We start from the raw sequence: 23,222 nt of genomic DNA on the forward strand, positions 1-23,222 counted from the left end.
GCCCTGCATCGGGCCGTGGTCGGCGTTGACGCGGCGCTCGTAGACCGGCGAGTGGCGGAACGGCGGCACATAGACCTCCCGCGGCGCCAGCGGATACCAGCCATAGCGCGGCGGCGCATTGCGGCCGGCGCCGATGCTGACGCTCCAGTTGCCGCCGCCGACCCAGGCCACCAGCGCCGGCGCATAGACCGGGCGCTGCACATAGGCGCCCGGCGCCCAGCACCAGCGGCCGCGGTATTGCACCCAGCGGCCATAGTGGAAGGGGGCGAAGCCCCAGGGCGCATCGTCCACCCAGGTCCAGCCCCAGGCGCGCGTCCAGACCCAGTGGCCGTCGCGGTACGGGGCCCAGTCCGAGCCGACGGCGGTCGGGTACCAGATCGCCCCGTAATCGGACGACTGTTCCCAGCGTCCATTGCGGTCCAGATCCTCGATGCCGGTCATCTCCGGCGAGACATAGCGGCGGGCCACGGCGATGCCGTCGCTCTCGCGCCGGTCCTCGGCCACCATCCAGTCGCCGAAGCCGTCGCTGGACAGGCGGTTGCGCTCGACGCGCGGGCCGCCGGCCCACCAGAATTCGGCCTGTTCGCCGCTCTGCAGCACCGTCGGGGGGATGTCGCCGCCACGTGCCGGCTCGAAGCGCAGACGGCCCTGCCAGACATAGGCGCGGCTGCCGCGGTTGTCATCGAGCTGCTCGACGCGGTACAGGCCCTCGCGCTCGGGCAGCATGTCGCCGTCGCTGGTCTGCACCCGGGTGTCGCCGACGACCTCGTTGCTGCGCAGGCGCAGGCCCAGGTCGCCGCGGTCCAGTTGCAGCACCATGCGGCCTTCGTCCAGGCGGCGCAGGTTCAGGTCGCTGCGCTCGTCCACCCAGACGCTGGTGGAGCCGATGCGCAGGGCCACGCGGGAGCGGTCGTCGGTGCGCAGCTGGTCGCCCTCGCCGATCGTCTGGTTGCGCATCAGGCGCGTCCATTCGCGGGTCTCGGAGTCGAACAGCCAGGCGTCGCCGATCACCTCGCCGACGCGGGCGACCACGGCGGGCGGGTCATCGCCGGGCTGGGCCCGTGCCGCCTGGTGGATGAACAGCGCGAGCCCGACCAGCAGGCCGGACATCAGGGCGATGCGAAAGCGCGCCCATCGCGCGGTAGAGCTTGAGGATGCGAGTGCTGCTGCCTTCATGCGAATGACTCCATTGCCCGACTACAACGGGCAAGCTCCGGTCCCGGCCGACCGGCTTACAAACAATTTCAACAGATGGAATGATGGAGGGGACTCAGTCGTCCGCGTCTGGATCCAGTTCCGGGAACAGCACGGAGGTGAAGCCGAAGCGGCTGAAATCCTTGACCCGCATCGGGTAGAGCACGCCCATCAGGTGGTCGCACTCGTGCTGCACCACGCGGGCGTGGAAGCCGTCGGCCTCGCGCTCGATGGCATTGCCGTCCGCATCGAAGCCGCTATAGCGGATGCGGTCGAAGCGCTCGACCACGCCGCGCAGCCCGGGCACCGAGAGGCAGCCCTCCCAGCCCTCGGCCAGTGCCTCGCCCAGCGGCGTGATGACCGGGTTCAGCAGCACCGTCGGCGGCACCGGCGGGGCGTCCGGGTAACGCGGGTTGCTCTGGTAGCCGAAGATCACCAGCTGCAGGTCCACGCCGATCTGCGGCGCCGCCAGGCCCGCGCCGTTGGCGGCCTTCATCGTCTCGAACATGTCGGCCACCAGGGCCTTCAGCTCGGGCGTGCCGAACTGTTCAGCCGGCACCGGTTGCGCCACCCGCAGCAGCCGCGGGTCACCCATCTTCAGAATCTCGTGAACGGCCATGCGCGGTCTGTCCTGTGCGTTATCGTGCGGCGATTCTAAGGACCGCCTCCATGGACTTCATCGAACCGCTGGGCGAGGGGCTCTACGCCATCGACACCGGCTTCCAGCGCCCGCGCTTCGACGCCGCCTTCCTGCTGGTGGACAGCGGCCGCGCCGCCTTCATCGACACCGGGACGAACCATGCGGTGCCGCGGCTGCTGGCGGCGCTGGAGCACCTGGGCCTGGCCCGGGACGCCGTGGACTGGGTGATCCCCACGCATGTCCACCTGGACCACGCCGGCGGCGCCGGGCTGCTGATGCGGGAGCTGCCCGCAGCGCGGCTGCTGGTCCATCCGCGCGGCATGCGGCACATGGTGGATCCGAGCGTGCTGTGGGCCGGCGCCACGGCCGTCTATGGCGAGGAAGAGATGCAGCGCTCGTATGGCCAGCTGGTCGCCGTGCCGGCCGAACGGGCCGAAGCCAGCCACGACGGCCAGCGCCTGGCCATCGGCACGCGGACGCTGACCCTCATCGACACGCCCGGCCACGCCCGCCACCACCACTGCATCTGGGACGAACGCTCGCGCGGCTGGTTCACCGGCGACACCTTCGGCCTCAGCTACCGCGAGTTCGACACCGCCGCGCAGGGCCCGTGGATCATGCCGACCAGCACGCCGGTGCAGTTCGAGCCGGAGGCGCTGCGGCGCTCGATCGAGCGGATGATGAGCTTCGAGCCGGCCTGCATGTACCTGACCCACTACGCCCGCATCGGCGAGGTCCCGCGCCTCGCCGCGCTGCTGCTGGACGAGATCGACGAGACGGTGGCGATGGCTTCAGCCCTGCGCTCGGCGCCGGACCGGCACGAGGCGCTCAAAGCGGGTCTGTCGGCCATCTACCTGCACCGCGTGGCCGAACACGGCTGCGACATGCCGCCGCAGCGGGTGCTGGAGCTGCTGGAACTGGACATCGAGCTGAATGCCCAGGGCCTGGCGATCTGGCTGGGTCGTTCCGCTAGGAAAGCTCCAGCGTCATGAAGGCGCTGAATGGATCCAAGCTGTAGTCGGCGAAAGGCCCGCAGTAGCGGAAGCCGAACTTCTCGTAGAGCCCGTGAGCGGCCGCGAAACCACCATCAGCCGGGCCCGTCTCCAGGCTCAGCCGCTTGTATCCGCGCGAGCGCGCGGTCTCGATGATGTGGGCCAGCACCGCGCGCCCGGCGCCGCGGCCACGCAGCGCCTCGGGCGTGCGCATGGACTTGACCTCGCCATGCGTGGCGTCCAGCTCCTTCAGCGCGCCGCAGCCGAGCAGCGTGTCGCCGTCCCACACGGACCAGAAGCTGATCTCGGGTTTGCGCAGCTTGGACAAGTCCAGCGCGTGCACGCTCTCCGGGGGCGACAGCGCATACATGCTGTCCAGGTGCTCCTGCAGCAGCGCGTGGATCTGCGGGCGGCTGAGGTCGTCGAGTTCGATTCGCAGGCTCAAGGCTCCAGCCCCAGTTCCTGGATCTTGCGGGTGATCGTGTTGCGGCCGATGCCCAGCTTCTGCGCGGCCTCGATGCGGCGGCCACGGGTCACGTCCAGCGCGGTCAGGATCAGGCTGGCCTCGAAACGGCGGGTCAGTGCGTCCCACACGTCGGGCTCGCCGGCATTGAGCAGGCGGCGGGCCTCGCGGGCCATCTCGGCCACCCAGGCATCCGGGCCGGCGCCGAAGCTGGGCAGGGCCGGTGCGGTCTCGCCGGGCGCCGCCACGGCCAGGCCAGGCGCCGCGGCCTGCGGGGCCGGCGAACTGGTCACCAGCAGGTCCTGCGGCAGATCCTTCGGCTCCACGACCTGGCTGGGCGCCATCACGCTCAGCCAGTGGCAGATGTTTTCCAGCTGGCGCACGTTGCCCGGGAAGTCGAAGCCGACCAGGCGGGCCAGCGCGGCATCGGACAGGCGCTTGGGCTCCACGCCCAGCTCGGTGGCGCTGCGCTGCAGGAAGTAGCGGGCCAGCACGCCGATGTCCTCGCGCCGCTCGCGCAGCGCCGGCAGGCGCAGGCGGATCACGTTCAGGCGGTGGAACAGGTCCTCGCGGAAGGCGCCCTGGCGCACCCGCTCTTCCAGGTTCTGGTGCGTCGCCGCGATCACGCGGACATTGCTCTTCATCGGGCTGTGGCCGCCGACGCGGTAGAACTGGCCGTCGGACAGCACGCGCAGCAGGCGGGTCTGCAGATCCAGCGGCATGTCGCCGATCTCGTCCAGGAACAGCGTGCCGCCGTCGGCCTGCTCGAAGCGGCCGCGGCGTGTCGCCTGCGCGCCGGTGAAGGCGCCGCGCTCATGGCCGAACAGCTCGCTCTCCAGCAGGTCCTTCGGGATCGCGGCGGTGTTGATCGCGACGAAGGGCCCGTCGGAGCGGGGGCTGTGCTTGTGCAGCGCGCGGGCCACCAGCTCCTTGCCGGAGCCGGATTCGCCGGTGATCAGCACGGTCACGTTGCTCTGCGAGAGCCGGCCGATGGCACGGAACACGTCCTGCATCGCCGGGGCCTGGCCCAGCATCTCGGGCACCTGTGCGGAGGATTCCTCCGCCACCGATTCGCGCTGGCTCTCCTCCTGCGCGCGGCGGATCAGCTCGACGGCGCGCGGCACGTCGAAGGGCTTGGGCAGGTACTCGAAGGCGCCGCCCTGGAAGGCGGAGACGGCGCTGTCGAGGTCGGAGTAGGCGGTCATGATGATGACCGGCAGCCCCGGCAGGCGCTCCTTCACCTTGCCCAGCAGATCGAGGCCGGAACCGCCGGGCATGCGGATGTCGGAGACCAGCACCTGCGGGCTGTCGCCCTCGTCCAGCGCGGCAAGCAGTTCGCGCGCGTTGGAGAAGCTGCGGACCGGCAGCCCCTCGCGGGCCAGCGCCTTCTCGAGCACGAAGCGGATGGAGTGGTCGTCGTCAACAACCCAGATGGATTTCATGCGTGTCCTGTCGAAAACCTTCTAACTTCACTGCAACCCCGTCCGCCGCCACGACTTGTGGTCAGGGCAGCGGCAGGGTCATGCGGAAATCGGTCCGGCCCGGTTCGCTCTCGCAGTCGATCATGCCCTGGTGCTGCTGGGCGATCGTCTGGGCCAGCGTCAAGCCCAGACCGGTGCCACCGTCACGCCCCGACACGAGGGGATAGAAGATGCGGTCCAGGATCTCCACCGGCACGCCGGGGCCGTTGTCCTCCACATGCAATTCCAATGCCAAGCGCCAGCGCTGCTTGCTGAGCGTGACCTGACGAGCGACGCGGGTGCGCAACACGATCACCGCATCGCCGGCCGCAATGCGCGCATGCAGGGCCTGGGCGGCGTTCTGCACGATGTTCAGCACCGCCTGGATCAGCTGCTCGCGGTCGCCGCGGAAATCGGGCAGCGAGGCGTCGTAGTCGCGCTCCACCGTCAGCCCGCGCGGGTACTCGGCCATGATGATCATGCGCACGCGTTCGCAGATCTCGTGGATGTTGACGTCGCCGACCACCTGGGCATGGCGGTGCGGCGCCAGCAGCCGGTCCACCAGCGACTGCAGGCGGTCCACCTCGTGGATGATCACCTGCGTGTATTCGTTCATCTCCGGGTCGTCCAGCTCCATCGCCAGCAGCTGCGCCGCGCCGCGGATGCCGCCCAGCGGGTTCTTGATCTCGTGGGCGAGGTTGCGGGTCAGCTCCTTGGTGGCCTGCACCTGGTCCAGCGTGCGCTCCTCGCGGTCCTGGCGCGTCTGCTGGGCGTTCTCGATCAGCTCCACCAGCACGGCCCCGCTATGGCCGCCGGCCTGCTCCATCTGGGAAACGATCACATGGACCGGCAGCAGTTCCTCGTGCGGCCGCGCGCCGCAGCGCAGCTGGGCCTCGAGGCGGCTGCTGGAGTAGGCATTGCGGGCCACGCCGGCCACCGCATCGGTGAGCGAGGCCGAGTCGGCGAACCAGTCCAGCAGGTTGCCCCGCTGCACCGCGCGGCGCGACAGGCGCAGCACGTTCTCGAAGGCGGTGTTGGCGAACAGGCATTCGCCGCTGGGCTGGATGACCGCCACCATGGTGGCGAGCGTGTCGAAGGCGCCGAAGTCGGCGACTTCGCGCTTGTGGATGTCGATCATGGTGGCGGACCTCCGCCAGGAGGCCGGTCAGGGGAGCTTTGATATCTCGCGCTTGAGGGCGTCGATATCGCTCTGCTGGCGATTGATGCTGGCCTTGAGCTCGGCCATGCGGTCGAGGTACTTCTGGTAGTTGCGGGCCTCGTCGCCCTGCTTCTCGCCATTGCCGCCCTGGTACTCGGCCTGCGTGGCGGCCAGGCGGCCTTCGGCGGCGCGCAGTTCGTCCTGCAGCACGCGGCGGCGCTCGTCGTCGCGCTGGCGCTGCTGGCTGGGGTCGACCCGGGCGCCACCTTCAGCTCCCGAGGCCGATGAGGCCGTGGCTGTCGCAGTACGCGGCTTCTGCGCCTGGATCACCGTGATCGGCTGCCCTTCCAGCGTCTTGCAGCCGCGCTCCATCGCCTCGCGCGGGGACAGCGCGTCGGTGTAGAGCACCGGCGGCCCGGGGCAGCGGTACACGGCGGCCGAAGCGGCGCTGGTCGCCATCGTCAGCAGCAGGGGAAGGAGCGATCGCATGGCGGCATTGTGGCCCAAGCATGTTGCTGCCTGGAACGATGCCGGCGTGCGGGGCAAGCACATGTAACACCGGCAAGAAAAAGGACGGCCGAAGCCGTCCTTTGCGGGTCGTGCCCGGAGCTAGGCGGTACGCGTGACGCATGCCGCCATTCCGGATCACAGCGAGTAGTACATGTCGAACTCGACCGGGTGGGTCGCCATGCGGAAGCGGGTCACTTCCTGCATCTTCAGTTCGATGTAGGCATCGATGTACGAGTCGGTGAACACGCCGCCCTTGGTCAGGAACGCGCGGCCCTTGTCCAGGTAGTCCAGCGCCTGGTCCAGGCTGTGGCAGACGGTCGGGATCTTCGCGTCTTCTTCCGGCGGCAGGTGGTACAGGTCCTTCGTGGCGGCTTCGCCCGGATGGATCTTGTTTTCCACGCCGTCCAGGCCGGCCATCAGCAGGGCCGAGAAGGCCAGGTACGGGTTGGCGGAAGGATCCGGGAAGCGCGCCTCGATGCGGCGGCCCTTCGGGTTCGCCACGTACGGGATGCGGATCGAGGCCGAGCGGTTCTTGGCCGAGTAGGCCAGCTTGACCGGGGCTTCGAAGCCGGGGACCAGGCGCTTGTAGCTGTTGGTGCCGGGGTTCGTGATCGCGTTCAGCGCACGGGCGTGCTTGATGATGCCGCCGATGTAGTACAGGGCGAACTCGCTCAGGCCGGCATAGCCGTCGCCGGCGAACAGGTTCTTGCCGTCCTTCCAGACCGACTGGTGAACGTGCATGCCGGAGCCGTTGTCGCCGACCAGCGGCTTGGGCATGAAGGTCGCGGTCTTGCCGTAGGCGTGGGCGACGTTCTGGATGATGTACTTCTGCAGCTGCAGCCAGTCGGCGCGCTGGACCAGCGAGCTGAACTTGGTGCCGATTTCCATCTGGCCGGCGTTGGCCACTTCATGGTGGTGGACTTCGACGGGGATGCCCATCTGTTCCAGGATCAGGCACATCTCCGAGCGCATGTCCTGGCCGCTGTCGACCGGGGGCACGGGGAAGTAGCCGCCCTTGACGGTCGGACGGTAGCCGCTGTTGCCGTGCTCGTATTCCTTGCCCGAGTTCCAGGCGCCCTCTTCCGATTCGATCTTGAAGAACGAACCGGACATCTCGTTGCCCCAGCGGACCGAGTCGAAGATGAAGAATTCGGGTTCCGGGCCGAAGTAGGCGGTGTCGCCCAGGCCGGAGGACTTCAGGTAAGCCTCGGCGCGCTTGGCCAGCGAACGCGGGTCGCGCTCATAGGCCTTGCCGTCGGCCGGGTCGACCACGTCGCAGGACAGGATCAGCGTCGGCTCTTCGAAGAAGGGGTCGATGTTGGCGGTGTTCGGGTCCGGCATCAGCAGCATGTCGGAGGCTTCGATGCCCTTCCAGCCGGCGATCGAGGAGCCGTCAAAGGCGTGGCCCGACGTGAACTTGTCGTCATCGAAGTGGGAAACCGGCACCGTCACGTGCTGTTCCTTGCCCCGGGTATCGGTGAAGCGGAAGTCGACGAACTTGACTTCGTTGTCCTTCACCATGCTCATCACATCGGCGACGGTCTTGGCCATCAATTGCTCCTAGTAGCGGACTGTTGGGTTGGGTAATTCGAATTCGGCACGCGCTCGCCTTGGGAAGAAAGAACGCCGCTCCCATCGACAAAGCAGTTTGTGTGCCAATGGGCGCTGCCCCGAGCGCCGCGGCATTATGCGTCGGATGCACCAAAGGACGGCGGATCTCGCCGCCCACAATGGTGCACCCAGGCGCAAATCATCGCACCAGTTCAGTGCCTACGGTTGCACCATAGTGGACCAGGCCGGCCTTGAGCGCGGCGTAGGCAGCGTCCAGGTGGATGGCCTCGCCCTTGACGCCCAGCTCGATATGGCGCCCCCACTGCGGGTGGTCCACGCTGGGCAGGCTGAAGACCTTGATGCCGGGAAAATCGGCCTCGATGGTCTCCATCAGCGGCGTCAGCGTGGCCTCCATCGCGCCCTGGACGATCAGCGACTTCTCGAGCACGCCGACGGTGCGCCGCAGGTGCGGATAGCGTTCGTCCAGCACCCAGGCCATCATCGGATGGGCCATCACCGGGAAGCCGGGGACGAAATGCACGTCGCCGACGTAGAAGCCGGGGATCTTGTTGTACGGGTTCGGGATGATCCGCGCGCCGGACGGGAACTGGCCCATCTCGAAGCGGCGCAGCGTGTCGGGGTGATCGGGGTCCGGTGTCGTCCCCTGCTCGGCGGCCGTCTGCAGCACCCGCTGCCAGATCAGCTCGCGGGCCTCGGGATGCAGGGCCAGGTCTTGCCCCAGCGCGGCGGCGGCGGCCTGGCGGGTGTGGTCGTCCGGCGTGGCGCCGATGCCGCCGCAGCTGATGACGAGGTCGCCGCTGGCGAAGGCGCGCTTCAGTTCCTCGACGATCAGCGCCCGGTCGTCGCCCAGGTAGCGGGCCCAGGACAGCGCGAGGCCGCGCTCGGCCAGGATCTCGATGAACTTGGACAGGTGCTTGTCCTGGCGTTTGCCGGACAGGATCTCGTCGCCGATGATGATGAGGCCGATGTTCGTCATGGCAGGGGCGTATCCGGGTTGGGCAGCAGCGGCTCGTGCTCGTCGCGCACTTCGACGACCATCTGCGTGGCCGGCGGCACGGCAGACTGGCGCAGCCTCAGCTCGTGCAGCGCCGTCATGCAGTAATGCGTGAACCACAGCGTGGAGAAGGCGAACACCAGCATGTGCAGCCAGATGGACGCCACGATCAGGAAGGGCGCCAGCACCACCGCCGCCACGCCGATCGCCCAGATCGCCGCCGGCAGCGCACTGAGGTAGCCGGTGACCAGGCCCATCGTCAGCAGCGGGATGCGGTGCTCGCGCATGATCTGGCGGCGCTCCTCCTTGGAGGCGTGGTCCGACAGCGCATCGAAGGAGAACACCCGGTAGCCCAGCCAGCCCCAGATCAGCGGCGGCACGATCAGCACCAGCGGCGGGATCAGCCAGAAGGGCATGCTGACGACCAGCGCGACCAGCGCCAGCAGCGAGTTCCACACGCCCCACAGCGCGCCGATCCAGACGGCCGTGCCGTGCTTGCGCTCCAGCGCCGCATAGCGCCGCCGCGCCACCAGGTTCACCAGCGCCGGCGTCATCATCAGCGCCACCAGCAGCAGGCTGATCACGATGACCACCGGCAGCGCCAGCGCCAGCACCACCAGCGGCGCCAGCACCGAGCGGAAGCCGTTGGCGCCGATGTAGTCCAGCCAGCCCAGCATCGAGTTGAGGATCTGCCACTGCTCCATCGTGTGGCGCACGCCATCGACTGCCGCTTCCCAGAAGAACCAGCCCAGGCCGAAAGTGATGCCGGCCGACAGGATCAGCGGCGCCAGCGAGAGCAGGATCACCTGCGGATGCAGGCAGTAGGCGACCGCGCGCCAGAAGGCATCGGCCACGCGGGCCATCGTGTTGACCATCAGCTCGTTCTCCGGACAAGACGTTTCAGGCCGAGCCATTGTTGCGCCCAGAAGCCGCGGCCGTAGTCACGCCCACCTTCTTCGATCAACTGATCGCGCACGCCCGTCGGATCCCAGCGCAGCTCGAAGCTGGCGGTGCCGAACAGCACGTCCCAGACCGGAAAGAGCACCGCGAAGTTGTGGCCGCCCAGCGTGCCGCGGCCGTCGGTCTCGTGGCCGAAGCCGATCGAGTGGTGCAGGCGGTGGAAGCGCGGGCTCACCAGCACGCGCTCCAGCACCGCGCCGAACCACAGCTTCGTGTTCGCATGCTGCAGGTTCTCCAGCAGCTGCGACACCGCCACCAGCGCGATGAACTGCCCCGGCGGCACGCCGATCAGCCGTGCCAGCAGCACGAAGGCGCTGTCGATGATCAGGTCGTCCAGCAGGTGGTTGCGGCTGTCGCTCCACATCGTCATCTGCCGCTGGCTGTGGTGCAGCGCATGCAGCTGCCACCACCACTCGAAGCCGTGCTGCGCGCGGTGCAGCCAGTAGTTGGCGAAGTCGAAGACGACCAGGTAGACCAGGAAGCTGACCCAGGCCACGTCGGTGACGCCGGGCCACAGCGCATCGAGCTGGAAGGTCTCGATGCCGGCCAGGCGCATCTCGCCGGACAGCGCATCCCACAGCGGGTCGATCGCGAAGAACAGCGCGAGGCGGAACAGGCCCAGGCGATGGATCAGCGTGTAGAGGATGTCCACGCGGACCGCGCGCCGGTCGGTCACGGGCTCGGCCGGGTACAGGCGCTCCAGCGCGCCGATGAAGACCAGCATCACCGTGATCTGCAGCAGGCCCACCAGCAGCCAGCCGGTGGCGTCGAAGGCGTCTTCCAGCAGGTTGCCGTAGCCCAGGCCGAAGACGACGGGCTGCACCAGGGTCTCGTAGACCCAGGCCTGACACTGGCTGAAGAGGTCGCTGAACCAGTCCATCATTGACTTACTTGGCTGTCGTCCTCGGGCCTCCGCCGGCCCGGGTGGGCCGCATCAGGACCGCATAACGCGGATTTTCATGCAAGGGCGCGAAGCACATGCCGCGCTCCTTCAATCCCTGCATCAGCGGCTCCAGTACCGCCGGCGCCCAGGCGTCCTGGCGCGACCAGATGCCCAGGTGGGCCAGCAGGATGTCGCCTGGCTTGATGTTCTTCAGCGCCTTCTCGAGCAGCATGGCGTTCGGGAACCTGTCGGAAGGCAGCTCGTCGCCGAGGAAGCCCGCCGTGCTCCAGCCGACATGGTGGAAGCCGCAGCGCTGCGCCGCCGCCAGCAGCGCCTTGGAGGCCTTGCCGGCGGGCGCGCGGAAGATGGGGTCCAGCGGCCGGCCGGTCATCTCCTCGAAGCGCGTGTTCACCTTCTTCAGGCTCTCGCAATACTGCTCGGCGCTCAGTTCGCGGATCACCGGCGTGTTGTTGCCGGCCACCGTGCGGAACTTGAAGCGCTCGACCTTGCCTTCGGCATCGGGCAGGTCTTCCAGCCAGATGTCGTGGTCCCAGGTGTGGGCGCCGAAGTCGTGCCCCTCGGCGGCCCGCTCCTTCCACCACGGCGCCCACTGCGCGTCCAGCGTCATGCCGCCGGTCAGCGTGGGTTCGTTGGCGAGGAAGAAGGTGGCCCTGGCGTCGAACTTCTTCAGCGTCTCGGCGATCAGCGGGGCCACGCCCATGTGGCCGGTGTCGAAGGTGAGGTAGACGGGCTTGTCGCAAGGCTGCGCCAGGGCCAGTGGCGTGGCGACTGCTAACGCCAGAACTGCACGGCGCTTGAGCATCACAGGCGCGGCATGTGGTCCAGCGTCCAGACGCCGTGCGGCGACTTGCCCACCTTGACCTGCTTCACCACCTTGTGCGCCACCGTGTCGATCATCGTCAGCTTGCCGGCCCAGCGCGAGGTGACCAGCAGCGTCTTGCCGTCGCCGAGCACCTCCATGTCGTCCGGGCCGCTGGGCGCCGGGTAGGTGTCGACGACCGAGAAGCTCTGCAGGTCGATCTTGCTGATCGTGTTGCCGGCGCGGTTGCTGACCAGCACGTGGCGGTGGTCGCCCCAGGCGCGGAAGGAGTGCGCGCCCTTGCCGGTCGGGATCTTGCGCACCAGCTTCGCCGGCGTCTTGCCGCCGTCGGAGATGTCGTAGACCTCGACCTCGCTGCCGCCGGTGAGGCCGACGAGGATGTGCTTGTCGTCCGGCGTGATGAAGATGTCGGCCGGCATCTTGCCGACCGGGATCGTCCAGCGCGGCGTCTGCGTGGCCAGGTCGATGGCCATCAGCTGGTCGCTGTCCTGCAGGCTGGCGTAGAGCGTGCTGCTCTTGCTGTCGATGTTCAGGTGGCTGGGCGTCTTCGGCGCCGGGATGCGCTTGACCAGCTGCAGCGGGTTGGCCGCGTCCTTGGGCACCCAGCGGTAGACGGCCACGAAGTCCAGCCGGTTCGCCGCGGTGACGAACCACTTCATGTCCGGCGAGAAGCGCAGGTGATAGGGGTCGGAAACACCGCGCAGCACCTGCTGCACCTCGGCCGTCTTCGGGTCCAGGAAGGTCAGCGAGTCGCCCAGCGCATTCGCCACCACCAGCGACTTCTCGTCTGGCGTCAGGTACAGGTGGTGCGGCTCCTTGCCGGTCGGGATGCGCTTGACCTGCGCGAAGCTGACCGGGTCGACGATGCTGATGTCGGCATCGAGGGAGTTCAGCACGAAGATCGGCGGGGCCGCGTGAGCGATGCTGCTAACGCCGAGACCCAGCGCCAGCCAGAGGGCTGCAAATCGAAACATCGGGAGGGGAATCCTGGACTGCGAAAACTGCGAAGTAGAGCGCGATTATTCGTCATCCCCGCCGATCAGGCCGCCCAGCAGCCCGCCGGCCGCGAAACCGCCCAGCACCGAGCCCTCTTCCTTGTGCCCGCCCCGCTGCGGCGCCGCCGCGAAGATGCGCGAGGCCAGGCGAGACAGCGGCAGGCTTTGCAACCAGATGTCGCCGGGGCCTGTCAGCTTGGCCAGGAACAGGCCCTCGCCGCCGAACAGCGCGGTCTTGATCTTGCCGACGTACTGGATGTCGAAATCCACGCTGGGCGTGTAGGCGACCACGCAGCCCGTGTCCACGTACAGCGTCTCGCCGGCCGCCAGCGTGCGGCGCTCGATGGTGCCGCCGGCGTGCACGAAGGCCATGCCGTCGCCGTCCAGCTTTTCCATGATGAAGCCCTCGCCGCCGAAGAAGCCGGCGCCCAGGCGCTTCTGGAAGGCGATGCCCAGCGACACGCCGCGGGCCGCGCACAGGAAGGCGTCCTTCTGGCAGATCAGCGTGCCGCCGAGCTGGCGCAGGTCCATCGGAATGATCTTGCCGGCATAGGGTGCGGCGAAGGCCACGCGCTTCTTGCCCTGCGCCTGGTTGGTGTAGATCGTGGTGAACAGCGACTCGCCGGTGATCAGCCGCTTGCCCGCGCCCAGCAGCTTGCCGAACAGGCCGCCCTGGTTGGCCGAACCGTCGCCGAACACCGTGTCCATCGCGATGCCGGACTCCATGAACATCATGCTGCCGGCCTCGCCGATGGCGGCCTCGCCGGGGTCGAGCTCGACCTCGACGAACTGCATCTCGTTGCCCTTGATCTCGTAATCGACGACGTCCATGGCCATGCTGCTAACTCCCGCTTTGCTGATGTGAAACCGGGCGCATCGTAAACAGAAAAGCGGCCCGCAGGCCGCTTCTGTTTGCGCGGAGCAAATCAGCCCATGTGCAGGCCGCCGTTGCAGGAGAAATCCGCACCGGTGGTGAAGCCCGAATCCTCGCCCGCCAGCCAGGCGACGATGGCGGCGATCTCCTCCGGCGTGCCCAGGCGCTTGATGGGGATCGTGGCGACGATCTTCTCCAGCACCTCGGGCTTGATCGCCTTGACCATGTCGGTGCCGATATAGCCCGGGCTCACGGTGTTCACCGTCACACCCTTGGCGGCCACTTCCTGCGCCAGCGCCATCGTGAAGCCGTGCATGCCGGCCTTGGCGGCGGAGTAGTTGGTCTGGCCGAACTGGCCCTTCTCGCCGTTGACCGAAGAGATGTTGATGATGCGGCCCCAGCCCTTGTCGAGCATGCCCTCGATCACCTGCTTGGTGACGTTGAACATGCTGTCCAGGTTGGTGTTCATCACCGCGTCCCAGTCGGCCTTGCTCATCTTGCGGAACATGCCGTCGCGGGTGATGCCGGCGTTGTTGACCAGCACGTCGATCGTGCCGTGCTCGGCCTTGACCTTGTCGAAGGCGGCCACCGTCGAGTCCCAGTCGCCGACATTGCCGACCGAGGCGTGGAAGGCGTAGCCCAGCGCCGCCTGCTCGGTGAGCCACTTGTCGTAGTCGCGGCTGGGGCCGCAGCCGGCGATCACCGTGAAGCCTTCCTTGTGCAGGCGCTGGCACATCGCGGTGCCGATGCCACCCATGCCGCCGGTGACGTATGCGACCTTGTTGCTGCTCATCTGAATCTCCTTCTGAAGACCATCATCGGGCGCCGCGTCCTACGCGCCCCGACGGTCCCTGTGTCTCGTTGTGAAGAAGACGCGTCGAACCGAGAGTCACCGATGTGACACCGCGGGTCAAGCGGGTTGCTCCCGAAGAGTGGCGCCCAGTCAACGCTCGATCGTCAGGGCCACACCCATGCCGCCGCCGATGCACAGCGAGGCGATGCCCTTCTTCGCGTCGCGCTTCTGCATTTCATGGAGCAGCGTGACCAGGATGCGCGCGCCCGAGGCGCCGATCGGGTGGCCCAGCGCGATCGCGCCACCATTCACATTGACCTTGCTCAGGTCCCAGCCCATCTGCTGATGCACCGCGCAGGCCTGGGCGGCAAAGGCCTCGTTGATCTCCAGCAGGTCCAGGTCCTGCGGCTTCCAGCCGGCGCGCTCCAGGGCCTTGCGCGCGGCGGGGACCGGGCCCATGCCCATCACCTTCGGGTCGAGGCCGGCGCTGGCATAGGAGGCGATGCGACCGAGCGGCGTCAGGCCCAGGGCCGCGGCCTTGGCGGCGCTCATCAGCACCAGGCCGGCGGCGCCGTCGTTGAGGCCCGAGGCATTGCCCGCCGTCACGCTGCCGGCCTTGTCGAAGGCGGGGCGCAGGCCGGCCAGGCCTTCGGCGCTGGACTTGCGGTTGATGAACTCGTCGGCCGCGAAGACGATCGGGTCGCCCTTCTTCTGCGGGATCGAGAACGGCACGATCTCGTCCTTGAAGCGACCGGTTTCCTGCGCGGCGGCGGCCTTCTGCTGCGAGGCCAGCGCCAGCGCGTCCTGCTGCTCGCGGGTGATGCTGTATTCCTTGGCCACGTTCTCGGCCGTGATGCCCATGTGGTAGTGGTTGTAGGCGTCCCACAGGCCGTCGTTGATCATCGTGTCCACGAGCTTCCAGTCGCCCATGCGCTGGCCGTCGCGCGAGTTGGGCAGCACGTGCGGCGCCAGGCTCATGCTCTCCTGGCCGCCGGCGATGACGATCTCGCTGTCGCCGTCGCGGATGGCCTGGGCCGCCAGCATCACCGCCTTCAGGCCGGAGCCGCAGACCTTGTTGATCGTCATGGCGGGCACGGTGTTGGGCAGGCCGGCCTTGATGACGGTCTGGCGCGCGGGGTTCTGGCCGGTGCCGGCCTGCAGCACCTGGCCGAAGATCAGCTCGCCGATCTGCTCGCCCGAGAGGCCGCTGCGGCGCAGCAGGTCCTGCACGACGGCGGCGCCGAGATCCACGGCCGGCGTCTTGGCCAGCGTGCCGCCGAACTTGCCGATGGCGGTGCGCGCCGCGGCGACGATGACGATGTCTTCTTTACTCATGGTCTGCTTGCTCCGTTCAGGTAACGCGTTACTTGCTTGCTTGCTCACTCAAGAGGCCTTCTGCTTCACATAGCGGCCGGGCGCGGGCTCGATGGCCTTGTACGCACGGCTGCCGGGCGACTTGGGCGCCGCCTTCTTCTTGCCGGCATGCTCGGCCAGCCAGCCGGACCAATCGGTCCACCAGCTGCCCGGATGCTCCACGGCGCCCTCCAGCCACTTGGCCGAGTCGGCCGGCAGCGTGGCGGTCTTGCCGATCCAGTGGCTGCGCTTCTTCTTGGCCGGCGGGTTGATCACACCGGCGATGTGCCCCGATGCACCGAGCACGAAGCGCTTCTTGCCGCCGAGCACCTGGGTCGTGCGGTAGGCACTGTCCCAGGGCACGATGTGGTCCTCGCGCGAGCCGTAGATGTAGACCGGCGCCTTGATCTTCGAGAGATCGAGCTTCTCGCCGCAGACGGTCAGTTGCCCCGGCTCGCGCAGCTCGTTCTGCAGGTAGGTGTGGCGCAGGTACCAGCAGTACATCGGGCCGGGCAGGTTCGTCGCGTCGCCGTTCCAGTAGAGCAGGTCGAAGGGCGGCGGGGCCTCGCCCTTCAGGTAGTTGCCGACGACGTAGTTCCACACCAGGTCGTTGGGCCGCAGGAAGCTGAAGGTGGTGGCCAGCTCCTGGCCCTTGAGCAGGTCGGGGCCGCCGGGCGCCTTCTCGCCGAGCGTGATCTCGCGCAACTGCACAGCCTGCTCGTCGATGAAGATGTCGAGGATGCCGTTGCTGGAGAAATCGATCAGCGTGGTCAGCAGCGTGATGCTCTCGGCCGGCTGCTGGCCGCGCGCTGCGAGCACGCCCAGCGCCGTGGCGAGGATGGTGCCGCCGACGCAGAAGCCCAGCGTGTCGATGGTCTCCGTGCCGCCGATCGCCTGCACCACCTCGATGGCCTTGATCGCGGCGGTCTCGATGTAGTCGTCCCAGGTCCAGGCCTTGCACGAGGCATCGGGGTTGCGCCAGCTGACGACGAAGGTGCGGTGCCCCTGCTCGACGGCGTAGCGGATCAGCGAGTTCTCCGGCTGCAGGTCGAGGATGTAGAACTTGTTGATGCAGGGCGGGATCAGCAGCAGCGGCCGCTCGTAGACCTGCGCGGTCAGCGGCTTGTACTCGATCAGCTGGAACATCTCGTTCTCGAACACGATGCTGCCTTTGCTGGTGGCCACGTTGCGGCCGACCTCGAAGGCGCTCTCGTCCGTCTGCGAGACATGGCCGCGCTGCATGTCGCCCCACAGCTGCTGCAGGCCGCGCGTGATGCTCTCGCCCTGCGTGGAGAGCGCCAGCGCCTGGGCTTCCGGATTAAGCGCCAGGTAGTTGCTCGGCGAGGCCGCGTCGACGAACTGCTGGACGCCGAACTTGACCCGCTGCTTGAGCTTGTCGCCGGCCTCGACCTGGTCGGCCATCTTCTGCAGCGTCTTCGCGTTGAGCAGGTACATCTGCGCGACGAAGGCGCTGGCCGGGTTGCTGCTCCACGCCTCGTTGGCGAAGCGGCGGTCGGCGGGTGGCTGCGCCTCGCCCTGCAGCGAGGCGTTCCACAGCGCGGTGGCTTGCTCGAGGTATTCGGACTGCAGCTGGCTGAGCGTCGTCGGGGAGATCATCGGAAAGGGCTGAGAACCGGCCGATTTCAACATCTCGGTGAAGCTGTTCATCGCTTCGCCAGCGGCCTGTGCGAGGCCCTCGGCCGTCATGGCGGCGGGCGTCTTCTTGCTCGACATAAGTCTCCTTGCGATCACTACGATTCAAAGCGTGGCTGCGGTGGCCATGCAGGCAAGAAGCTTGCCACATTCCGCATGGAATGGGCACTGCGGCGCTGTTGTACGCTCGCCCGTTTCGGCCTCAACGATTCACAAGAACAGTCCCATGCATCTGGTAGCGATCGCTTGGATCTTTGTCGTCCTGCTCGCGGCGGCGGCCGAGGCCATCAGCCCGCAGGGCAGCCTGCTGGGCGCCGCCATCACGTTCATCTTCTACGGCTTGCTGCCGCTGTCCATCGTGCTGTACGTGATGGGCGCCAGGTACCGCCGCCGGCGGCGTTCAGAGCAGCCGGATGGCGGCGACCATGCGGCCCCCAAAGCGCTCCCGCCGGTACGAGAAGAAACGTGAATCTTCGCTGAACGTGCACAGGCCGCCGCCGCTGACGGAAGCGAGCTGCAGGCCATGTAAACGCTTGCGCGCCAGGCCGGCCAGGTCGGCCCGCCAGCGCGCCTCGCCCGCCGCGTTGGGGCGATGAACGAAGTAGGGCTTGTCGCTCTCCGAAGGCTCCACGCCGAAGGCCTGCAGCACATCGGCACCGACCTCGAAGGCCTCGGGCCCGATGCAGGCACCGAGCCAGGCGTGGATGTCCTGCGGCCGGCACTCGGCCGCCTCGCACAACGAGCGCACCGTGTTCTCAAGCACGCCGCCGGCCAGGCCCCGCCAGCCGGCATGGGCACCGGCCACGCCGCGCGGCGCGGCAAACAGGACCGGCAGGCAATCGGCCACCTGGATCGCCACGCCTAACGCGGGATCCGTGCTGACCGCGGCATCGGCCGCGGGCATCGTGTCGAGCTCGACATGCGCGGGCTGCAGGCGCAGCACCTCGACGCCGTGCACCTGCGGCATGAACAGCGCCGGCGCGCCGAGCGCCGCGCTGACGCGCGCGCGGTTCTCGGCCACCGCCGCCGGGTCGTCCTGCACCGAGCGGCCGACGTTCATGCTGGCCCGCGGGCCGGTGCTGACGCCGCCGGCCCGCGTGGTCATGAAGGCATGGACATGGGCCAGCGGCCAGTCGGGGCGCAGCCAGTCACTGTGCATCGGGACACTTCGCTGGCTGGGTCGCGTCGAAGGCCGGATGCGCCATGCACCCGGCATGGATGCGCATCAGCGTGGGCACGTGGTCCAGCCGCGCCTCGAAGCGCTGCGCGTTGAAGACCTGCGGCACCAGCACGCAGTCGGCCAGGCCCGGCGTGTCGCCGTGGCAGAAGCGCCCGGCCCGGCCCGAGGCTTTCAGCTTCTCCTCGACGACCGCGAGACCGTCCTCGATCCAATGCCGGATCCAGCGGTTCTTGGCCTCCTCGTCCAGGCCCATGTCGTGCACGAGGTAGCGCAGCACGCGCAGGTTGTTGAGCGGATGGATCTCGCAGGCGATGTCCTGCGCCAGCGCGCGCACCCAGGCGCGGCCGGCCGCATCGGGCGGCAGCAGCGGCGGCTCGGGATGGGTCTCGTCCAGGTACTCGATGATCGCCATCGACTGCCCGAGGCGCAGGTCGCCGTCGACCAGCAGCGGCACCAGCTTCGCCGGCTGCTGCGCCGCGAAGGACTCCTCCAGCTGCTCCTTCTTCAGCAGATGGATCGGCCGGTAGTCGTAGTCCAGGCCCTTCAGGGCCAGCGCGATGCGCACGCGCCAGGAGGCCGAAGAGCGGAAGTAGTTGAAGAGTTCCATCGCTCGATTATGTGAAACTCCGGCCCATGTTTTTCAAAGCCCGCCGCTACCAGTTCTGCCCCTCCTGCGGCGCGCCCTGCGTTTACCAGGTTCCCGCGGACGACAACCGCGAGCGGGCCACCTGCACCCGCTGCGGCACCATCCACTACGAGAACCCGATCAACGTGGTCGGCACCCTGCCCGTCTGGGGCGAGGGGCCGGACGGGCAGGTGCTGCTGTGCAAGCGCGCGATCGAACCGCGCTACGGGCTGTGGACGCTGCCGGCCGGCTTCCTGGAACTGGGCGAGACCGCCATCGAGGGCGCCAAGCGCGAGACCGACGAGGAGGCCGGCGCACAGGTCGAGATGCAGGAGCTCTATTGCCTGCTGAACGTCGTCTCGGTGGGCCAGATCCACCTGTTCTACCGCGCGCGGCTGCTGTCGCCCGAATTCGATCCCGGCCCGGAGACGCTGGAGGCACGCCTCTTCCACGAGCACGAGGTGCCCTGGGACCAGATCGCCTTCCGCACCGTGCGCCAGACCCTGCAGCACTTCTTCGAGGACCGGCGGCTGCAGCGGCCCTACAGCCTGCACAGCGGCGACATCGTCTGACCCCCGGGGGCGGCGTTTTCCTACACGGGTGCGGCACACCGCTTGCCGACCGTCTTCCTGACGACACGCACCGTCAGGGAGGAACCCACGATGAAGATCCTGCTGCTGCTGGCCACGCTGGCCATGCCCATGGTCGCCTTCTTCACGCAGATGGGCTGGTTCGGCCCTGACAGCGCCACGGTCTCCAACCAGTATCCGACCCTGCTGGTGGCGGCGGGCTATGCCTTCGCCATCTGGTCGGTGATCTTCACGCTCGATCTCGGCTTCGCGATCTGGCAGGCGATGCGGAGGCATCGTGCGCTGCCGGAGCAGCGGGAGCTGCGCATCGTCACCAGCGTCGGCTTCGCGCTGACCGCGAGCTGGATGATCGCCTTCTCGGCCCAGATGTTCTGGCTGGCGCTGATCATCATCTGGACCGCGCTGGCCTGCATCCTCTACGGCTGCCTGCTGATGGCTCGCGCCGCCGACCCGCGCGGCCACATGTGGCTGGGCCTGCTCTCGCTGGGCCTGCATGCGGGCTGGCTGTCGCTGGCGGCCTTCCTGAACACCGCCCAGGTCGCCGTGGCCTACCAGCTGCTGCCGGCGGGCGACATGCTGTCCTGGAGCCTGGCCCTGTGGGCGGCCGCCGCGCTGCTGGTGTTCTGGGCCAACGCCCAGTTGCACGGCCATCCGGCCTATACGCTGGCGGTGCTGTGGGGGCTGGTCGGCGTTTACGTGGAGCAGTCGCACAGCCGGCTGCGCGGGGCCGAGGTGTCGGCCAGCGTGGCGCTGAGCCTTGCCCTGCTGCTGCTGGCGCAGACGGGTTGGCTGCTTTGGCGCGCCCACCGCGCCGGCGAGCGCTCGCTGCTGCCGGTCTGATCGATCAATCAGCGCTGGCCGCGACGCGCCGTCGCCCAGGGGCCCGTCACGCCATCCAGCTCGCAGTCCCAGGCGGCCTGCACGTCCATCGGGTCGGCCAGGCCCTCGCCATAGACCTTCAGCGCCAGGCTGCGCAGCATGATCAGCATGCCGCGCACGAAGGCGGCCCGCGCCGCATCGCCCGACACGCCGGTGACGACCGAGGCGTCGAGCTTCACGTAGTCCAGTCCCGCCTGGTAGAGCCGGTCCACCTGGGAGAGGCCCGCCCCGGCATGCTCCAGCCCCAGCTTGACGCCCAGCGGCCGCAGCTGCCGGCCCATCTCGACCAGCAGGTCGAAATGCTGGACCGCCGCACTCTCGGCCAGCTCCAGCCCGAGCTTGCGCGCCGCCGGCGGCGACTGGAAGACGATCTCGCGCAGCCGCGCGACAAAGCCGCCGTCCAGCAGCGAGGCTGGCGCGATGTTGATGCAACGCGCCTGGCCGTCCTTCGCGATCGCCTCCAGCGCCAGCGAGACCGCCAGCGCGTCCACCTCGGCGGTGAGCCGGCTGCGGATCGCCAGCGGCAGCCAGCGCGTGGCAGATTCATGCGGCCCATTGGGCTGGAGCTGAAGCTGCAGCGGGCATTCCAGATGCAAGACCTGCCCCTCGCGATCCAGCACCGGATATTCGACCAGGCGGCCACGCCGCTCCTTGACCGCCTCGACGATCTGCGCGCGCCAGGCCCGCTCGCCCTGCGACTGGCTGTCCGCCGTGCGCGTGCTGATCGACTCGACGACGAAGCCCGGCTGCGTCTCGGCCCGGGCGAGCGCGGTGTCAGCGGTGCCGAACCAGACGCCCATCGGCTGGTCACGCGGCAGGTCCACCGCGCCCAGCGCCACCTGGATGCCGCCACCGAAGGCCGGCAGGCTCGATCGCAGCGCATCGGCCAGCGCCTGGGCCGTCTCGGCCGCCACGTCGGGCGCCGGCAGCCACAGCGCGAAGTCCGCGCCGTTGAGCCGCCCGCCCAGGCAGCCGCGCACCCGCTCCGGATAGACCTTCACCGCATGGGCCATCGCCACCAGCACCTGGTCCACCGCCGGGCGGCCGATGCGCTGGTTGAGCCCGGCCAGGTCGCGCAGCCGCACCAGCACCAGGCCGGCCTCGGCCGGGCCTTCGTCGCGCGTCAGCGCCGAATCGAGCTCGGCCAGGAAATGCTTGCGGGTGCTCATGCCGGTCAGCGCGTCGGCATGGGCCTGCACGCGCAGCACCTGCAGCTGCTCGGACTGCGCCTCGAACATCGAGCGCACCCGCGCCACCATCGCGTTCATCGCCTCGGTCAGCCGCTGCAGCTCGGGCACGCGCGAGACCTCGACCAGCGCATAACTGCCATCCACCACTGACTGGGCCTGCTTCACCGCGTTGTCCAGCGGCCGGCGGATGCGCCGCAGCACGAACAACGCCAGCACGCCCGCCACCAGGCCCACCGCCGCCAGCAGCGCCGCGCTGCGCAGGCTGGCGCGCCAGAGTTCGTCGTAGGCATAGGAGGAATGGCTGGTCACCTCGACCGAGCCGATCGCGTTCCAGCCGTTGGACACCTGGGCCACGCCCGGCTGCACGGCGATGGGCATCAGGTTGACGAACCAGGCCGGCGCCTCGCTGGGCCGCGGCTCGGCATGGCGCTCGACGGCGACCTTGCCGTCCGCCTGGCGCCACAGCACGCGCTGGTAGGCGCCGGTGTCGAACTGGGCCGAGACCAGCAGCTCCATCAGCTGCGCATCGCCGCCCTGCTGGGACAGCGCCAGCGCCAGCGCCGCCGCGTTGTCCGCGTTCTTCAGCTGCAGCTGGGTCTGCAGCACCTGCCGCACCGAGCCGGTCGACACGGCCACGCTGCCCACCAGCGAGGCCAGCACCACGCCCAGGACCAGCAACCACACTTGACGCATCAGGGACATGGCAGTCTCTCTTCTTCTCTTGGCATAACGTTCATGTTCATCGGTGATCAGAATCCTTCGGCCCGCACCTTCTGCAGCAGGTTGCGCCACATCGACAGCCGGGCGACCGGGTCGCCCTGCGTCGTGTTGCCGGTGCCCTGCCAGAGGCCCTCGGTGTTGAAGCTGAAGACAGGCCGCAGGTCGGGGCGCTGCGAGGCGGGCTTCACGTCGGGGATCAGGTTGTCCAGGATCAGCGGGTCGGCGCCCGGCTGGGCATAGTAGGCAAGCACCATGTGCGCCAGCGACTGCCCGCGCAACGCCGCCCGCACATAGACCATGCGCAGCTTGGACACCGGCATGCCGGCCGAGACCAGGCTGAAATACTTGGCGATCGCGTAATCCTCACAATCGCCGGCGCCCTTGTCCAGCGCCTCCAGCGGCGTGGCCCAGTAGTCGATCACGCCCCAGACCTCGGTGTCTTCCTTGAAGGCGATCTTCTGGTTGAAGTAGTCGTTGACCAGCTTCAGCCGCGCCTCCTCGTCCAGCGCCGCGGCCTTGTCGAGCATCTGCAACAGCAGCGGCACCTCGGCCACCGCGCGCGGGCCGATCTTCACGGCCGCTTCCTTGAGGCGGGCGTTGTCCAGGCCCTGGGCCGGCACGACGAGGCCGAGCAGGCCCGCCAGCGCCAACGCCCAGGTTCGGCGGAGCACGGGCAGCCGCATGCGCAGTAGTGGGCGGACG

General features: G+C 68.4%; 24 protein-coding genes. 4 read left to right on the forward strand and 20 right to left on the reverse strand.

The genetic code is table 11. From position 1 onward, the window contains the following. Both B0W88_RS12085 and def read right to left on the reverse strand, forming a co-directional pair. A partial coding sequence (locus tag B0W88_RS12085) for a DUF6600 domain-containing protein (RefSeq protein ID WP_369973879.1) occupies positions 1–1,110 on the reverse strand: 1,110 nt, incomplete at its 3' end. A 160-nt stretch (positions 1,111–1,270) separates the two neighbouring features. Beyond that, the gene (def, locus tag B0W88_RS12090; RefSeq protein ID WP_077034910.1) at positions 1,271–1,813 is read right to left on the reverse strand and encodes a peptide deformylase; all 543 of its coding nucleotides are present in this window, start codon (positions 1,811–1,813) and stop codon (positions 1,271–1,273) included. Positions 1,814–1,863: 50 nt separating this feature from the next. On the opposite strand from def, the gene B0W88_RS12095 reads away from it, so the two are divergent. Then, positions 1,864–2,826 carry an MBL fold metallo-hydrolase gene (locus tag B0W88_RS12095; RefSeq protein ID WP_077034911.1) on the forward strand — a complete coding sequence of 321 codons (963 nt, stop codon included), beginning with the start codon at positions 1,864–1,866 and terminating at the stop codon, positions 2,824–2,826. Here the strand turns inward: B0W88_RS12095 and B0W88_RS12100 are convergent. From B0W88_RS12100 to phaC, 14 genes are all read right to left on the reverse strand, one after another. Next, positions 2,804–3,265, reverse strand: a complete 462-nt coding sequence (locus tag B0W88_RS12100; protein ID WP_077034935.1) for a GNAT family N-acetyltransferase — start codon at positions 3,263–3,265, stop codon at positions 2,804–2,806. The genes B0W88_RS12095 and B0W88_RS12100 overlap by 23 nt on opposite strands. 2 nt (positions 3,266–3,267) lie before the next feature. Then, positions 3,268–4,731, reverse strand: a complete 1,464-nt coding sequence (ntrC, locus tag B0W88_RS12105; RefSeq protein ID WP_077034912.1) for a nitrogen regulation protein NR(I) — start codon at positions 4,729–4,731, stop codon at positions 3,268–3,270. A gap of 61 nt (positions 4,732–4,792) precedes the next feature. Further along, the gene (gene glnL / locus B0W88_RS12110; RefSeq protein ID WP_077034913.1) at positions 4,793–5,887 is read right to left on the reverse strand and encodes a nitrogen regulation protein NR(II); all 1,095 of its coding nucleotides are present in this window, start codon (positions 5,885–5,887) and stop codon (positions 4,793–4,795) included. Between the two features lie 27 nt (positions 5,888–5,914). After that, the gene (locus B0W88_RS12115) at positions 5,915–6,397 is read right to left on the reverse strand and encodes a hypothetical protein (RefSeq protein ID WP_077034936.1); all 483 of its coding nucleotides are present in this window, start codon (positions 6,395–6,397) and stop codon (positions 5,915–5,917) included. 156 nt (positions 6,398–6,553) lie between these two features. Further along, entirely contained in the window at positions 6,554–7,969 is a 1,416-nt protein-coding gene (gene glnA, locus B0W88_RS12120; protein WP_077034914.1) for a type I glutamate--ammonia ligase, read from the reverse strand. 199 nt (positions 7,970–8,168) lie between these two features. Continuing rightward, on the reverse strand, positions 8,169–8,966 hold the full coding sequence (locus B0W88_RS12125; protein WP_077034915.1) for a molybdopterin-binding protein: 798 nt from the start codon (positions 8,964–8,966) through the stop codon (positions 8,169–8,171). After that, a complete protein-coding gene (locus B0W88_RS12130; RefSeq protein ID WP_233151695.1) occupies positions 8,963–9,859 on the reverse strand; it encodes an EI24 domain-containing protein in 897 nt (298 codons plus the stop codon). The genes B0W88_RS12125 and B0W88_RS12130 overlap by 4 nt, the downstream gene beginning before the upstream one ends. After that, positions 9,859–10,824 carry a sterol desaturase family protein gene (locus tag B0W88_RS12135; protein WP_198937828.1) on the reverse strand — a complete coding sequence of 322 codons (966 nt, stop codon included), beginning with the start codon at positions 10,822–10,824 and terminating at the stop codon, positions 9,859–9,861. The genes B0W88_RS12130 and B0W88_RS12135 overlap by 1 nt, the downstream gene beginning before the upstream one ends. Positions 10,825–10,831: 7 nt before the next feature. After that, complete coding sequence (locus B0W88_RS12140; protein WP_077034917.1) at positions 10,832–11,650, reverse strand: polysaccharide deacetylase family protein; 819 nt, start codon at positions 11,648–11,650, stop codon at positions 10,832–10,834. Beyond that, positions 11,650–12,642 carry a YncE family protein gene (locus B0W88_RS12145; RefSeq protein ID WP_077034918.1) on the reverse strand — a complete coding sequence of 331 codons (993 nt, stop codon included), beginning with the start codon at positions 12,640–12,642 and terminating at the stop codon, positions 11,650–11,652. The genes B0W88_RS12140 and B0W88_RS12145 overlap by 1 nt, the downstream gene beginning before the upstream one ends. A 45-nt stretch (positions 12,643–12,687) precedes the next feature. Next, positions 12,688–13,500 carry a TIGR00266 family protein gene (locus B0W88_RS12150; protein ID WP_077034919.1) on the reverse strand — a complete coding sequence of 271 codons (813 nt, stop codon included), beginning with the start codon at positions 13,498–13,500 and terminating at the stop codon, positions 12,688–12,690. A gap of 89 nt (positions 13,501–13,589) precedes the next feature. Next, a complete protein-coding gene (gene phbB / locus B0W88_RS12155; protein ID WP_077034920.1) occupies positions 13,590–14,330 on the reverse strand; it encodes an acetoacetyl-CoA reductase in 741 nt (246 codons plus the stop codon). Positions 14,331–14,480: 150 nt separating this feature from the next. Beyond that, positions 14,481–15,665, reverse strand: a complete 1,185-nt coding sequence (locus B0W88_RS12160) for an acetyl-CoA C-acetyltransferase (RefSeq protein WP_077034921.1) — start codon at positions 15,663–15,665, stop codon at positions 14,481–14,483. Between the two features lie 48 nt (positions 15,666–15,713). Next, on the reverse strand, positions 15,714–17,417 hold the full coding sequence (gene phaC / locus B0W88_RS12165) for a class I poly(R)-hydroxyalkanoic acid synthase (RefSeq protein ID WP_077034922.1): 1,704 nt from the start codon (positions 17,415–17,417) through the stop codon (positions 15,714–15,716). Between the two features lie 145 nt (positions 17,418–17,562). Between phaC and B0W88_RS12170 the strand changes: the two genes are divergently transcribed. Continuing rightward, positions 17,563–17,805, forward strand: a complete 243-nt coding sequence (locus B0W88_RS12170) for a hypothetical protein (RefSeq protein ID WP_077034923.1) — start codon at positions 17,563–17,565, stop codon at positions 17,803–17,805. On the opposite strand, the gene pgeF is transcribed toward B0W88_RS12170, so the two are convergent. Both pgeF and maiA read right to left on the reverse strand, forming a co-directional pair. Further along, positions 17,737–18,495 (reverse strand): peptidoglycan editing factor PgeF, encoded by a 759-nt coding sequence (gene pgeF, locus B0W88_RS12175; RefSeq protein WP_077034924.1) that lies wholly within the window; start codon positions 18,493–18,495, stop codon positions 17,737–17,739. The two genes, B0W88_RS12170 and pgeF, sit on opposite strands and share 69 nt — an antisense overlap. Beyond that, on the reverse strand, positions 18,485–19,123 hold the full coding sequence (gene maiA / locus B0W88_RS12180) for a maleylacetoacetate isomerase (protein ID WP_077034925.1): 639 nt from the start codon (positions 19,121–19,123) through the stop codon (positions 18,485–18,487). The genes pgeF and maiA overlap by 11 nt, the downstream gene beginning before the upstream one ends. Positions 19,124–19,149: 26 nt before the next feature. Between maiA and B0W88_RS12185 the strand changes: the two genes are divergently transcribed. Both B0W88_RS12185 and B0W88_RS12190 read left to right on the forward strand, forming a co-directional pair. Beyond that, positions 19,150–19,713 (forward strand): NUDIX hydrolase, encoded by a 564-nt coding sequence (locus B0W88_RS12185; RefSeq protein WP_077034926.1) that lies wholly within the window; start codon positions 19,150–19,152, stop codon positions 19,711–19,713. Between the two features lie 90 nt (positions 19,714–19,803). Continuing rightward, on the forward strand, positions 19,804–20,571 hold the full coding sequence (locus tag B0W88_RS12190; RefSeq protein WP_077034927.1) for a hypothetical protein: 768 nt from the start codon (positions 19,804–19,806) through the stop codon (positions 20,569–20,571). An 8-nt stretch (positions 20,572–20,579) separates the two neighbouring features. Here B0W88_RS12190 and B0W88_RS12195 read toward each other — a convergent pair whose 3' ends face one another. Continuing rightward, on the reverse strand, positions 20,580–22,502 hold the full coding sequence (locus tag B0W88_RS12195) for an EAL domain-containing protein (RefSeq protein WP_077034928.1): 1,923 nt from the start codon (positions 22,500–22,502) through the stop codon (positions 20,580–20,582). 47 nt (positions 22,503–22,549) lie between these two features. After that, entirely contained in the window at positions 22,550–23,191 is a 642-nt protein-coding gene (locus B0W88_RS12200; RefSeq protein ID WP_233151696.1) for a transglutaminase-like cysteine peptidase, read from the reverse strand. Between the last annotated feature and the right edge of the window lie 31 nt (positions 23,192–23,222).

Origin of the sequence: Pelomonas sp. KK5 (assembly GCF_001984095.1) — a bacterium.
In the GTDB taxonomy this organism is placed as follows: domain Bacteria; phylum Pseudomonadota; class Gammaproteobacteria; order Burkholderiales; family Burkholderiaceae_C; genus KK5.